The 14,383-nt window shown below is 37.0% G+C and carries 14 protein-coding genes and 1 tRNA gene; 3 read left to right on the top strand and 12 right to left on the bottom strand.

The window, feature by feature from the left end; genetic code table 11:
• Position 1: 1 nt before the first annotated feature.
• The 3 genes from I6J02_RS15240 to I6J02_RS15230 all read right to left on the bottom strand — a co-directional run bounded on the left by I6J02_RS15240 (position 2) and on the right by I6J02_RS15230 (position 2,732).
• Positions 2 to 670, bottom strand: coding sequence for a hypothetical protein (locus tag I6J02_RS15240; RefSeq protein ID WP_201678701.1), 669 nt, complete (start codon positions 668 to 670; stop codon positions 2 to 4).
• A 6-nt stretch (positions 671 to 676) separates the two neighbouring features.
• Positions 677 to 1,942 carry a dihydroorotase gene (locus I6J02_RS15235; protein ID WP_201678700.1) on the bottom strand — a complete coding sequence of 422 codons (1,266 nt, stop codon included), beginning with the start codon at positions 1,940 to 1,942 and terminating at the stop codon, positions 677 to 679.
• A gap of 223 nt (positions 1,943 to 2,165) precedes the next feature.
• Complete coding sequence (locus I6J02_RS15230; protein WP_003001849.1) at positions 2,166 to 2,732, bottom strand: UbiX family flavin prenyltransferase; 567 nt, start codon at positions 2,730 to 2,732, stop codon at positions 2,166 to 2,168.
• A 349-nt stretch (positions 2,733 to 3,081) separates the two neighbouring features.
• Between I6J02_RS15230 and I6J02_RS15225 the strand changes: the two genes are divergently transcribed.
• Positions 3,082 to 3,732, top strand: a complete 651-nt coding sequence (locus tag I6J02_RS15225) for an ankyrin repeat domain-containing protein (protein WP_201678699.1) — start codon at positions 3,082 to 3,084, stop codon at positions 3,730 to 3,732.
• Positions 3,733 to 3,735: 3 nt separating this feature from the next.
• Here the strand turns inward: I6J02_RS15225 and I6J02_RS15220 are convergent, their stop codons facing one another.
• From I6J02_RS15220 to ribD, 3 genes are read right to left on the bottom strand one after another with little or no spacing between them, the layout of a single operon-like run.
• Entirely contained in the window at positions 3,736 to 3,957 is a 222-nt protein-coding gene (locus I6J02_RS15220; protein ID WP_003001842.1) for a hypothetical protein, read from the bottom strand.
• Positions 3,954 to 5,252, bottom strand: a complete 1,299-nt coding sequence (locus tag I6J02_RS15215; protein ID WP_201678698.1) for a DUF2851 family protein — start codon at positions 5,250 to 5,252, stop codon at positions 3,954 to 3,956. The genes I6J02_RS15220 and I6J02_RS15215 overlap by 4 nt, the downstream gene beginning before the upstream one ends.
• Before the next feature lie 32 nt (positions 5,253 to 5,284).
• Positions 5,285 to 6,337, bottom strand: coding sequence for a bifunctional diaminohydroxyphosphoribosylaminopyrimidine deaminase/5-amino-6-(5-phosphoribosylamino)uracil reductase RibD (ribD, locus tag I6J02_RS15210; RefSeq protein ID WP_201678697.1), 1,053 nt, complete (start codon positions 6,335 to 6,337; stop codon positions 5,285 to 5,287).
• Between the two features lie 70 nt (positions 6,338 to 6,407).
• Here ribD and prmC point away from each other — a divergent pair, with 70 nt between their 5' ends.
• Together prmC and I6J02_RS15200 are read left to right on the top strand one after the other, a co-directional pair.
• Positions 6,408 to 7,265, top strand: a complete 858-nt coding sequence (gene prmC, locus I6J02_RS15205; protein ID WP_201678696.1) for a peptide chain release factor N(5)-glutamine methyltransferase — start codon at positions 6,408 to 6,410, stop codon at positions 7,263 to 7,265.
• 138 nt (positions 7,266 to 7,403) lie between these two features.
• Positions 7,404 to 7,476, top strand: a tRNA-Lys gene (locus I6J02_RS15200).
• Positions 7,477 to 7,669: 193 nt separating this feature from the next.
• Here the strand turns inward: I6J02_RS15200 and I6J02_RS15195 are convergent.
• The 6 genes from I6J02_RS15195 to I6J02_RS15170 all read right to left on the bottom strand — a co-directional run bounded on the left by I6J02_RS15195 (position 7,670) and on the right by I6J02_RS15170 (position 14,193).
• A complete protein-coding gene (locus tag I6J02_RS15195; RefSeq protein ID WP_201678695.1) occupies positions 7,670 to 7,858 on the bottom strand; it encodes a hypothetical protein in 189 nt (62 codons plus the stop codon).
• Complete coding sequence (locus I6J02_RS15190) at positions 7,848 to 8,687, bottom strand: class I SAM-dependent methyltransferase (protein WP_201678694.1); 840 nt, start codon at positions 8,685 to 8,687, stop codon at positions 7,848 to 7,850. Before I6J02_RS15190 ends, I6J02_RS15195 begins: the two co-directional genes overlap by 11 nt.
• 862 nt (positions 8,688 to 9,549) lie before the next feature.
• Positions 9,550 to 10,296, bottom strand: coding sequence for a hypothetical protein (locus I6J02_RS15185; protein WP_201678693.1), 747 nt, complete (start codon positions 10,294 to 10,296; stop codon positions 9,550 to 9,552).
• A 228-nt stretch (positions 10,297 to 10,524) separates the two neighbouring features.
• Entirely contained in the window at positions 10,525 to 11,442 is a 918-nt protein-coding gene (locus I6J02_RS15180; RefSeq protein ID WP_201678692.1) for a hypothetical protein, read from the bottom strand.
• 501 nt (positions 11,443 to 11,943) lie between these two features.
• A complete protein-coding gene (locus I6J02_RS15175) occupies positions 11,944 to 12,348 on the bottom strand; it encodes a hypothetical protein (protein ID WP_201678691.1) in 405 nt (134 codons plus the stop codon).
• A gap of 12 nt (positions 12,349 to 12,360) precedes the next feature.
• A complete protein-coding gene (locus tag I6J02_RS15170) occupies positions 12,361 to 14,193 on the bottom strand; it encodes a hypothetical protein (protein ID WP_201678690.1) in 1,833 nt (610 codons plus the stop codon).
• Positions 14,194 to 14,383: the final 190 nt, after the last annotated feature.

The raw sequence follows: 14,383 nt of genomic DNA, 5'->3' as shown, positions 1-14,383 counted from the left end.
TTTATTTGTTATAGTTAATAATAATCTGATAAAGAGCTGAATCAAGCGATTTGTTTAAAGCAGCACTTTGATATTCTTCCCATTGTTTTTCAGACGGATTTGCTTCAGAAAAGAAACTCATCATAGGGTAAAATACTTCGTACAATTCGTCCTGCTTATCTACTGTTTCGGCAATTTTTGCAATCTCAGCATAACTGCTGTCCACCAGGATCTGATTAGCAATCACCTTTTCATAAATACGGTGCTCATCCTGAAATTCATCTTCATCTACAAGAAGGAATTCTTTTAAATAATCCTCCAATTCCGGTTCAATTTCATCATCAGCACACTCACGAAGATAAAGAAAAATATTAAGTAATTCAGTTCCTCTGTCGATGGTCTGATCTTCTATACTCTCCCATTCCGGCGAATCCAGATAATCTTCTTCCAGCTTCTGTACATCTTCAGAGAAGAAGTTCATCAGCAACAGATCGAAGCAGACTTCTCTCAATTCATCAAAACGCATATGATCGTCAAAAGCAGCATCCAACAGATCTACTTTTTCCAGAAAAGGTTTCTGGGCATCAAAAGCCAGATGAAGCTGGCTCAACAATTCCTGATGATCATGACCTTCGTTGGCAGCATAGGTCTCCAGACCTTGCGTCACTGCACGAGCTATTTTAACATTCATAATTGATTAATTTTTAAATATTTTACCATTATTCAATACCAGTAATACTTTACCTGTCATTTCCTGTCCGAGGAAAGGAGAATTGTCTGATTTGGATTTATTTTGTACGGCATCAAATGTCCATTTTTGTTTTGTATCAAACAATACGATGTTCGCTACCTCTCCCTCTTGCAGTACAGGAACAGCCAGACCTAAAACCTGACGCGGACCTATTGCCAGTTTATCAACAATAACCTCCTCGTCTAATCCAGCCTGTACCAGTAATGGCAGAACGGTTTGCAAACCTATAATACCATTTTTAGCGATATGGAATTCTACTTTTTTATATTCGACCTCCTGAGGTGTATGTTGAGATACAACAGCATTGATTACGCCATCTTTCAGTCCTTTTAGTAACGCTTTAATATCCTGTTTGGTACGCAGCGGAGGGTTTACCTTATAGTTACTGTCAAATCCTTCCACTTCCTTATCCGATAACACAAGATGATGTGCAGCTACATCACAAGTCACCTGCTGCCCTTTTGCTTTTGCCTTCTTAATGAGGTCAACTGCTTCAGCAGTACTGATTGTAGAGAAATGTATCGGCGATTCATTATACTCAGCAAGATAAAGATCACGGGACAGCATCAATGATTCTGCGAGATTAGGAATCCCTTTCATACCCAGATAAGTACTTACTATTCCTTCATTCATCTGATTGCCGCCTGCCATAGACTCGTCTTCCGGATGTGATATGATCAAGCCATTGAATCCTTTAGAATACAACAGAGCACGACTCATCAGACCAGCTTGTTGTACGCTTCTGTTGCCGTCACTAAAAGCTATTGCACCAGTTTGTTGCATATCATACAATTCTGCAAGCTCCTTACCTTCACGTTTCTTACTGATAGCTCCCACCGGATATACATCTACCAGATTTCCTTTTGCAGCATTGATTACCAGCGCTACTTCTGAACGGCTCTGTATAGCAGGTTCTGTATTGGGCTGAACAGCCACTCCTGTAAATCCTCCGGCAGCAGCAGCAGCTGTACCAGTCTGTATATCTTCTTTGGTTTCCAGTCCGGGTTCTCCGAAATTAACGTTAAGGTCAAAAAAACCAGGTGCTAAAAATGCTCCTTTTGCATCTACTACCGTAGCTGCAGCATCCGGTTTCTTTATTTTTTTCCCGATCTGTACGATCTTACCATTCTCAATCAATACATCCACCTCTTTGCGGTGATGCTCGTTTCCTGGCAAAATAACAGTTGCAGAAGTGATTAATAATGTACTCATGAAATTAAAATCTATTTGCTTGATGAAGTCCTGTTAAACATACAACACCTGACCTGAACATCATTTGTTTTAAACAACCATACATAAAATAAAAAATGGATTTTTCTTTTGAAAAATAAAAGAAAGGAAGATAACAAACAGTTGTAGCGAGGTGCTGCGTCATTTAGAAAACAAATGTACAAAATACTATTAAAAGAGCTACTATTGCAGGAATATTATCTTCTTATTTTTTTGTCCCCCACTGATAAGATTCCACAACGATTCCGGCCAGAGACAAGGCTCTGTCAACCACTGTCCGTGCCAATTCTTCAAAATCTTTTGGAAGACTGTAATAGGACGGACTGGCAGGGCATATAATACCTCCTGCATCGGTCACTGCCAGCATATTCTGCAAATGGATTTTACTTAAAGGTGTTTCCCGTGCAATCAGGATAAGTTTACGGCGCTCTTTAAGTATGACGTCTGCGGCACGTGTCGTCAGATCCGAAGAAGTACCATGCGCTATGCGTGCTAAAGTCCCCATAGAGCAGGGACAAATGATCATGGTCTCAAATCTCGCAGAACCAGAAGCAAAAGGTGCATAAAAATCATTTTTACTATAAAATGTAAAAGGATAATCTTCATAGGCTGTATTCTGCAATTCGTACTTCCATACATCTTTAGCATTATCAGACATTACTACTCCTATCTCTTCAAACTGATCTTTGATCCTGACCAGCGTATCCAATAATACTTTAGCATATATAGAACCACTGGCACCAGTAATCGCCACCACTATTTTATTTGACATGGTTTTTTCTATTAAATTGAAACACAAAGCTAAAAAAAAGGGTCGAATAAGAAATATTCGACCCTACATCTACCTATGAAAAACATGCCCTTGGGGAGGGCCTATACAAATGTACTTTAATTGTGGATGATTCAAAATTTTTTTAATCTTAAATTATTAAAATGTAGCCGTATAACTACAACCCTATAAATATTGTTGTATAGGTAAAAAGATACATATGTATAACAAAATCAAATTGGGAATAAATCAGCCCGATCGGACAAAAAATATCCACACTTGGAATGTTATTAACATTTCATTTTATAATTAACAATTTTTTATTTATTTCGTATCATTAAATCAAGATTCAATGAGTTTATCGGTATTAGAAGAGTATATTGAAACGGGCAACTATCAGGATTTGGAACTACTGTTACGAAACGATCCGGATCTGGTAAAGCAGAATACCAGTCATGATATTTCACCTTTAATGCTGGCCTGCTACTACAATAAGACTCAAATCGTTCAAACCATCCTAAAATACATCACTTCGATCACGATTCACGAAGCTTGTGCAGCTGGTCTTACACAACATGTAGAGGCTATAATTTTACAGAAACCGGAAATCGTAGATGAACTTTCTTCTCAGGGGTTTACTCCTTTGGGGATTGCTACACACTTCTCCAGAGAGGATATTATACGTATTCTGCTGAAAAACCATGCTGATCCGAATATTCCTTCTCAGAACGGTTACAATGTATTTCCGCTACATGCGGCACTCAATGCCAATAACAGTACAATAAGTAAAATGCTGATAGAGGCTGGTGCTTCTGTAAACGTTGCGCAATCATCAAGGATCACACCTCTGCACCTGGCCGCACAACACGGAAATATAGATCTGATTATCCTGCTTTTAGAAAACGGTGCGGATATTTCGGTAAGAAATGACATGGGACTTACAGCCTCCGACATGGCTGCTGATAAAGGATTTAAAGAAATATCGGAAATCCTTAAGGGATAACGATTAACTATCCCACAAATGCTTGCGCATTTTTTTTACGTAGGCACGAAAGTCAAGAAGCACACCTGCGAATAGATAAAAAAGAATTGGAAATCCTGCGCCAATGATCGTGGCATAGATAAAAAACAGCCTTAGTTTGGCAATAGAAATTGAGAATTTCTCGCCCAAATAAGCACATACTCCGAACGATTGCTGTTCAAAATAGTATAAAATCTTTTCTATCATGATCGTATGGGTTTTAATATCTGTAAACCTATCTGACAATCCAGACATTTTTTAAGTGCACAATAATGAGACTTTAAATGTATTAATGCCTGCGAATCTGCTGCACACAATGCCGTAACTCCGATAGCGGCAAAACTCCTGACTATGGAATTCGATTCTGCTTCCATTTCCTCTAACCATTCCATAGCTTTACAAATGTACATCTCCTGATCAAAATATTTACCATACAAAAATAATAATTGCACAATACTATTGATAATCAGTGTTCTTGAGGCCATTTCACCCATTTTAGTAGTATGCCGCACAGCAGACTTTTGTAACGTGTAATGTCTTTCCCAAAATTCAGAAAGTTTTATCTTTTCAAATAATAACTTCAGGTCTGCCAGTGTTCCCAATTCTATAATATAGGAAAATAACCCTTCCTGCTGCCGGTAAAGCGAGACAAGTTGTACAATTCGAAACGTGGGAAAATTATAGGGTCGCATACGCATAAATTTCCAACGGTTTTTATCCATTTCCGGAAGTCCATGCAGCTTTCTAAGATACTGATATTCCCCGCGAAGGTTTTCTGCATAGCTGTCTTTGAAAACTTCACTCTCTCCTAAAAAGCCTGCTATTCCCAGAAACAATGCTTCTGATTTTATTAGATCATCCCTGTACTTATGAATCAGTTTAAAAGGGATAAGCTCCGCCAGTTCCTGAAAAGTATCTGCATTGACTTTTTGTCCGAAAGCTCGCGCAAGCATAACAAAAGCCATTTTTTCAAAATCACATCCATAGCTGGTAAATTGGTTTATCAGGAGATCAGACTTAACATGAAAACGCTCGACCGCCATCCGGGATAAATATTGTCTCACCAACAGTGGATCTACATTGCTGATGTGCTTTTCACAAGGAATCCAGGCATTTGAATGGCCCATGATCATCTCATATTTTGTTATAAGATCGGATCTGATCAGAGGCTTAAGACATAATGTAGGAACAGCAGTACCGTCAGACCTGCTGACTTCCTCATCTCCATCCCATACAACGTGCAGAATAACATTGTCATAAGACTTATCCTTATCATGCCGGTGCTGGTACCAGGCTTTATCAGTGACATGCAATTCAACATGACCATTCCATTCCTCTTTGCCAATTTTTATTTTAGCATGCAAAAAATCAGGCCCTGCATTCAGATTATAATGACCTACATCCTGTATCTTAATATCGTCTTTTTGAAGCGTTTGAAGATTATATTGGTCAAATAAACGAAACCGCCAGATGAAATGAAGTAATTTTTCCGGTATTCGCATACCTTAAAAATACACATTTCTTTAAAATAAAACTAATTTTTCTTTACAATTAAATAAAAATCATCAGAAGCCACAGCGTGTTGTTCTTTCACTTCCCCTTCAATAACAGGTGCTTTTATACCATCCTCCCATAATATCTTACTTTTGATCACTCTGGCTTCATCCCATAATCCTGCATCAATAAAGAGCTGAAGGGTCTTAGCACCTCCTTCTATAATAATAGACTGTATATCCATCAGATATAGTTGATACAGGATATTCTGCGGCAGATATAAATCATAGTTTTCCAATTCGATATACTTGACACGTCCCTGCCAGTCGGTTTTCACTGCATTGAATACAATCGTGTCTGCATCTTCGGAAAAGATAGCTGCTGACTCTGGCACAGACAACTGCTTATCAATGAGGACACGTTTGGGATTACTTCCCTCCCATTCTCTCACTGTCAGTGAAGGATTATCAATCAGTGCGGTACGCGTACCTACCAGTATAGCATCTTCTTCTGATCTCCATTTATGTACAAGTTGCTTACTGGCTTCATTACTGATCCAGACTTGTTCGGATGTATTCTTTGCCATATATCCATCGGCTGTCTCTGCCCATTTGAGGATAACATAGGGTCTGTTCTTTTTGACTCGTGTAAAAAAACGTCTGTTCAGCCATAGTGCTTCCTTCTCTAACAAGCCGACTTCTACTTCTATTCCTGCCTCCTGCAAAATTCCGAGGCCTTTCCCATTCACCTGAGCGAAGGGATCCATACAGGCTATATAAACTTTCCTGAGGTTGTGCTTTACAATGAGATTGGCGCAAGGAGGTGTTTTGCCAAAGTGTGCGCAGGGCTCCAGGCTGACATACATAGCAGATTCAGACAGTAAACGGTCGGCAGAATCCGGATACTGATCCCTGACCTGTTGAATAGCGTTGACTTCTGCATGAGGTCCGCCATAGGGCGAGGTATAGCCTTCACCAATGATTTTATCCTCATGGACAATCACAGCTCCTACCATAGGATTGGGACTTACAGTACCCGCGCCAAGTAGGGCGAGTTCCAGACATCTTTGCATGTATCGCTCTTGCATATTCATATACAAAAGTATCAATTAGATGGCAGATAACAGCTATATGGTTATCTAAGAATAATTGTATTTTTGAGCTATGAACTCACTTCAATACTACGAACAATACTTTACAGATCAATTGACAAAAATATATGATCTGGAAGAGGCTAAGTCTCTGTTTTTTCTGACCCTGGAGGAAGTGACGGGTATAAACAGAATGCAATACGCTGTCCGGAACACTGAAGGTGTTACCGAAGAACAAAAGATTCAGCTGGATCGTATATTACAGGAGCTGCTAAGACGTAAACCTATTCAACATATATTGAAAAAGGCTGATTTCTATGGTGAAGTATTTGAAGTCAGTGAGTTTGTACTCATACCGAGACCGGAAACCGAAGAATTGGTACACCTGATTATAGGGCATCACCGCTCTTCCGCTGCTCCGCTAAAAATTATAGATATCGGCACCGGTAGTGGGTGTATCCCTGTTATACTGAAGAAGCATATGCCTTCTGCTCATGTCAGCGCATTGGACATTTCCAGAGAAGCGATTGCTGTGGCAAAGCGTAATGCTAAAAGTATGGAAACGGATATTCATTTTGTTAATGCTGATATTTTGGAATGGGAATACTTGTTCACAGCGCAAATGTATGATGTCATTGTCAGCAACCCTCCCTATATCACCCCTAAGGAAAAAGAGGAAATGCATAGCAATGTACTGGAATTTGAACCGCATCTCGCTCTTTTCGTAGAGGAGAGTGCACCTCTGCTCTTTTATGAAACTATTGCTTCATTTGCTTTGGTTCATTTGAAACCGTCTGGTGATCTTTATTTTGAGATCAACCAATACTATGGCCACGAAACGGCAGATATGTTAAGAAAAAAAGGATTTTCAAGAGTAGAATTGATTAAAGATATGCATGGAGCAGACCGTATGATCCATGCACGCAGATAATTTTTCAAATTAATGTTTTTAGCTTTTAGGCAGTTACATGAAAAATCAAATTTTATTGCAGGCATTATTTGGAGGATATTAACAGAAATTCTATCTTTGCATCACTTTCAGAAACGGAAACGGTTCATAAAAAGAAAGGATTCCGTAGCTCAGCTGGTAGAGCAATACACTTTTAATGTATGGGTCCTGGGTTCGAATCCCAGCGGGATCACAAAAGTTCAAAAGCCTTTCAGAAATGAAAGGCTTTTTTGTTTTTATGCTATTTGATTGTTAATAGAAGGGTCGCTAGGAAAAGCTATAAATGCACAAGCCACCTAACCCTCGGGCCCAATACACAAGACTTGCGCCATGAGAGGTTTCAATTGTATAATTTAGCTATCATTACCCGCTGTTATTTTTCTTTCTTACCCTTTTCTTAGGCTGTAATTACACGCTCTGTTTTCTGTATATTCAATTTTATGTTCAGATAGAAGCTGTACAATTATTTTGTTTGTTACATCTTCGTTAAGTCCTATTTTTTCTCCGAGGTCAATTTCATTGAGTTGACCGTCATTTTCTATGAATGCTTTGTAATATTTTTCTTTATTTTCCATAATTATATCTTTTTTGCACAGCTATCATCATGTGTGGACTAAAGGGTAAGAGATAGCTGTCGTTTTCAGTAACTTGAATAAGTTCCATTAATGTTCTTCGTTTTTTGTTATTCAGCATATTGGCAAAGTATTCTTTATCCAACCATGCCATACCCTCAACCGCATACGTATTTAGATAGGTTAAGCCTTGATTTATAAATTCATCTTTTAGCTGTTCTGGCTTATGATAAAATGCTTCTGCTAAAAGCCAAGGGAAATCATCAGGCGGATTGTGCATACCTCTTATTAATTCTTCTTTGCACATTTCGAAAAATGGTTTTTTGTGAATTAAGCCATTTAAAAGACCAACCAATGTTGATGCCGTATAATTGATGGCAAAACCCAAAATAATCCCACCATTCTTTAATACACGTTTAGCCTCACAAATGGCTAAATCTCTATCCTCCTTTTTTTGGAGATGATAAAGAGGGCCATGCAGTATGATCAGGTTTGCATAATTATCTGGAAATTCTAATTTTCGAGCTTCTCCTAAATGTATAGAAAACTTGTTTTTTAATCTATTTGCTCTGTTTTGCGCTATTTGTATATGTTTTGCAACTGGCTCTACCAAATGAACTTGATGTCCTTTTTTAGCAAGCCATTCCGAATACTTTCCCGTACCACCACCAATGTCTATTATTTTTGAAGATGAAGTTGGAATGTATTTTTCTATGAGTGATTTAATTCTTTCAAATTCAAATACTCCCATTCCTTTGTCAAGTCGAGTTTCTTCGGATGCTCTATTGTAAAATAGCTCTATGTCTCTACTTATTAACTGTTTACTATTCATTTTTATTCATCGTGTCATCACATTTCGAAATGTAGAATACACTACAAAAAGTGATATGCAATCGATTTGATAATCGTTTGTTTTGTTTAAGATTAAGAAATAAGTCGATAGGATTATCTGTGCATTAAAAATCAAAAGATTTCAATGCATTAATCACTCTGTTTTTAGAGTTGTCTTTCGAGTAAGACCAGATAATATGTTAGATATAGTATAACAGACCACAAAGATAGAAAATTTGATTAATGTTTAACGGTGAATTGGCACTAATTCACTCCTGCTGTATCAAATGCTGTAAATCGGGGTCATTCTTGATACGCTCCATTTCACTTTCCATGATATGGATAAATGCCGCTTTTTATGGCATCAATCTTCCAATAAGGAGTTCGAGTTTCGTACCAATAGGTTCACAGAGAAAGCCTCAACTTTCGTTGAGGCTTTTTACTTTTACAAGACATCCCAAAATTTGCACCAATTCCCTAAAAATAAGTGAGTAATTCGGTGAGTAAACTTAAAGGCTTCTACCCTACTCATTGAATAGTATTAAATCATTTGCCATTCCATCACTGAACATCTTGATGTTTGTATAAGTAGAATTATTGAAAAACACGAACAAATAGGCTATTAGCTTAATTGCAGGTATTGAGAGAGTGATGGTTGTTCAATTAATTCACTTACAATTGTCAAAGTGTTTTATTCGTATTTTCCTTTCCGTTTATTATAGTCCCACTGCTCAGTATTAACGTTTCACAGCTTGCCCAAGGACGGATAAAAAGGACTACTTGTCGCCACACTTCTGAAAATGTTTTATAGAAGCATTTCAGACCCATTTTTTTTGCAAATCCTTGTTAGAGCGGTAGGTGGTTTATCCATCGTAGTTCATTGCTGTTATTGTTTTGTTTTCAATTTCAATGTCCAAAATATGGTCTTGAGAAAAATCGTCACCGCCTGAAATTTCGGCATAAAGATTTCCGTTTTGTCCAACAATTATTCTTAACCTATAAATTTCTAAAGTGTCATACCAGTCTTTGTCTGCTTCTTCACCACTATCTTCACTTAATTCCTTGTTGTAAAATTCTATTAACTCTTTTTTGCAGTCGCCTAACCAAAAAATGTAGTCTATTATCTTGTCTGTAAAGTTTTCAAATTTATGTTCTCCATAAATGAAAATTTCTACTTTATCGTTCTTAACTACTTTATTGAAAATAACAACATCTTTGTCAATAATTGCAACCTTGTTTTCTTCCGTTGTAGAAACTAAAAAATCAGTTATCAAAAGTTCAGTCTTTTCATTTCGCTGTCTAAACTTTCTGATGTCCTTAATGATAAAATCATTTTTACGCGACTTGGCCTTTTCTTCCAACACATAAAGTTTAGACGTATTTTTTCTATCGGTCAAATCAGTCGCTGATTTGAAAGTTTCGTAAGCTGACTGATGAAACCCTAACAAACTGTATAAATTTGAAAGTGTCAAGTCGTCACTTTTTGTCCTGCTTGAACTTTGTAAGTCATAAAGTAAGTCATATAATTTTTCTACGCTTTCTTTTGAAGCATCAGATTTTCTGAATTCATTAGAAATTTCAATATAATCTTTCGTGAATTTTTTTTCCATATACTTCTTTCTGTTTTGTAGGGTTGGTCTGAATTACCGCTAACGGTCAGAGGCTCGCCTAAAGCGGGGATTTTTAGTGTAAAAGTTCAATAGAATTACAACTATTGAACCTTGCAATCTAAGCAATTCAATCCCGCTTTTGGTAAACCCTGTTATTCATTTATTTATATCTTTTATTTTGCCTACCTTCCAATGTGGCGTTCGACTTTTCCGCTTATATTTTATTTCTTAATCTAACCACATTACACATCCTGAATCTATTCTATATCCCCTTGCAGAATTAGTCCTGCAGGCGTTATTTGTAATGGCATCAGCATCCACCCAACCATCATTATTTTGAAGTTGCCATTCCAATCCCCATGAATTATGCACTTTAAATACATCTTTTGTTTCATGTTCTTTTTTAGCCTGTTTATAACCTGAAAGAACTAATGAATGACTCATTTTACAGTCATTGCCCTTATTCTGGGATATACAAAGTGATGATAAAAGTACAGGTTTCCCATATTTCAGGCCTTTAATAATTTGTTTTTTTACTTCATCGGGTGTTACATCCATAGAATCTAAAGGAAATGCAGCAGCACTAAAACCAGTCGGAAAATCCAAGAACTTGCAATCATTGAAAAATAAGACATATAAAAATTGGTCGAAATTATTCTTTGTAAGTGCTTTTTTTAAAGTTGACTGGTTGAAATTTAAATCAACAAAACCATTAAGTGTTATCACTTCTTCCATACAGTCCACCTCGCTAATGCTCTTCAGTCTTTCATAAACGTTTTTTAAGTAACTTAAAAACTGATCTCTTTTAACTAATCCATTTTTGCCATTTAAACTAAACTCCTTTGTTAGATTTTCAAAAGGTTTACAATCTTCTAATATTAATTGGTTTCCTGAATTAGAAAGATCATTTATTATTTCGTGCATACCTTTCCCTATATTTTGATTTGGTTGTAGTGTATTTGGTTGATCTGGAATTTGATTTGTATAAGCCATCAATCCAAAATAGGATATGGCACTGTCAGCAGGTGGATTTCTAGGATCGGGAATATCAGTCTTCCATTTTGTGTTGACATACTGTTGTAATATGGCAGCCAAACTAAATGCTTTACAATCTCCTAAATCATCCTGTGTTTTGTATGCAGGCATATTCGGTATCAAAATCTTGGAACCTGGTATTTCCTCATAAAACTCGGTTGGCTTTACAACAGCGTGGCTATAGTCATCACCTTTACACCAAATGGGTATAAAGGGGTTGGTATAGCTAAATTCATTGTTGGTGTTAATTTGTGGTATATTGTATGAATTGCTGTATATGGTTGCCGGATTTTCTGATTCGTAGCTTTCCTTTTCTTTAGTAATGAGACTTTGTTCCCAATCGTTTTTTAGGGCTAAAAACTGGTAAAATCCGTCCTTTTGTATTGTAAAGTCGTAACCAAACTGTTCAGCTAATCCTGTTTATTGGATTAGTTTTGCCTGTTGCTGGTATAAAATTTCAATTTCATTGGGGTACATCGGCATTAATCGGTGATTGATCCATTTGCCATTTTCCAAGTGTGCCCGCATCAGATAAAATCCATCAAAATTATAATGGTACAAAGTAGGCTGACCTAAATAGGATTTGCCCCAAAAGGCATAATACCCCTGTTGCTAATGGGTAAATATTTTGGTTTCTTCGCATGGCAGGCCGTCACACATCTTTACAATAAAGCCATTTACTTTTTGGTCCTTGTAAAGTTCGGGGACAAAGGCCCAATGCTCAGTATCCTGCATCTGAAGTAAACAGGGCGTTGCAAATCCATTGGTATTTTCGGAAACAAAGTATTTTCGGCCAAGATCGAGCTTTAGCCTGTTACCCATAATGCTTAATGACGATTCAAAGAACTTTGTTCCGTTATTGGCCAGTTTAAAGCGGTTGGGATTAGGTACACTCAAAAACCTATAGGATGTATTATTGGCTTTCTGCATTTCAGTACCAAAAGCCAAAATAGAATTAGGCAGCAGAATAGATCCGCTTGCCAGTAAACTGTTTTTTATAAATTTCTTTCGGTTCATAATACCTTCTAATTAATCTAACCACATCACCGTATTTGAAGCGATACGATATTGCATAGCAGATTTTAATTTAACGACATTTTGTAACAATGTATCTGCATCCACCCATCCATCATTATTCATCTTCTGCCATTCGACACCCCACGAATTATGTAATTTAAATAAGTCTTTGCACTTGGTGTTATTGTTTGTCTCACACACTTTTTTATAGCCCGAAATGACACCTGCATGTGACAATTTGCATTCATTCCCTGTGTTTTGAGATATACATAAAGAAGGCAACATCACTGGAACATTTTTATTTAATCCTTTAAGGATTTGGTTCTTAATATCTGACACACTCACATCCATTGAATCTAATGGATAACCTGCTGCCCTGAATCCAGATGGGAAATTTTCCATCTTACATCCATCAAAAAATAATGAATAAAGAAAATGATCAAATGTGTCTTTATTAAGAGCCTTATTCAGATCATTACTAGTGATATTCATACCTGAGGATTTATTAATTTCCGATATATACTCTTTATAATCAGCTTCTGCTATACTCTTTTTACTTTCGTAAATTCCTTTAAGACTGGCAAAAAACTTATCTCTTTTCTCTAATCCAGCTTTACCCGAATAACTAAAACTATTTACGAGACCATCAAATGTTTTACAGGATTCTAAAATTAATTTATTACCACTTTTAGAGAGATCATCAATGATATCACGCATACTTTTAGCATTTTCCTGATTGGGCTCAAAAGTGCCTGAACTGCCAATATTTTGATTTGTATATGCTAATAGCCCGAAGTATGAAATAGCACTGTCTGGAGGTGGATTTTTACAATCTGGAATATCACTTTTCCATTTGTGACAAGTGTAATGCTGTAAAAGTACCGCTAAAGCGAATGCTCTACATTCTCCAAGTTCATCTTGGGTTTTATAGGCTGGCATATCAGGTATTTCAATTTTAGTTCCTGCTACTTCTTCGTAAAATTCGGTTGGCTTTACAATAGCGTGGCTATAGTCATCACCTTTACACCAAATGGGTATAAAGGGGTTGGTATAGCTAAATTCATTGTTGGTGTTAATTTGTGGTATATTGTATGAATTGCTGTATATGGTTGCTGGGTTTTCTGATTCATAGCTTTCTTTATCTTTAGTAATAAGGCTTTGTTTCCAATCGTTTTTTAGGGCTAAAAACTGGTAAAATCCGTCTTTGTGTATTGTAAAGTCGTAACCAAACTGTTCAACTAATCCTGCTTGTTGTATTTGTTTTGCCTGCTGCTGGTATAAGATTTCAATTTCATTGGGGTACATCGGCATTAATCGGTGGTTGATCCATTTGCCATTTTCCAAGTGGGCCCGTATCAGATAAAATCCATCAAAATTGTAATGGTACAAAGTAGGCTGACCTAAATAGGGTTTGCCCCAAAAGGCATAATGCCCCTGTTGTTCGTGTGTAAATATTCTGATTTCTTCGCATGGCAGGCCGTCACACACCTTTACAATAAAGCCATTTACTTTTTGGTCCTTGTAAAGTTCGGGTACAAAGGCCCAATGCTCAGTATCCTGCATCTGAAGTAAACAGGGGGTTGCAAATCCATTGGTATTTTCGGAAAGAAAGTATTTTCGGCCAAGATCGAGGTTAAAACTGTTACCCATAATGCTTAATGACGATTCAAAGAACTTTGTTCCGTTATTGGCCAGTTTAAAGCGGTTGGGATCAGGTACACTCAAAAACCTATAGGATGTACTTTGGGCTTTCTGCGTTTCAGTACCAAAAGCCAAAATAGCATTAGGCAGCAGAATAGATCCGCTTGCCAGTAAACTGTTTTTTATAAATTTCTTTCGGTTCATGCCTATTTAGATGATGCTTACTATATTAAATTTATAGAAAAAAATACCCTAAATAAATAGCTACCACTAGGTATTTTATATCAAGATTAAAGAGGGCAAAATGCCTGTATATGGAGATAAAGGGATAACGGTATATAAGAACAGAAGCATAAGAGTCAAGTTTATTACTGAAGTTTAACTGGAAATCTAT

This window comes from Sphingobacterium spiritivorum, assembly GCF_016725325.1.
Lineage (GTDB): Bacteria > Bacteroidota > Bacteroidia > Sphingobacteriales > Sphingobacteriaceae > Sphingobacterium.
This window is presented reverse-complemented; position numbering and strand designations above follow the sequence as displayed.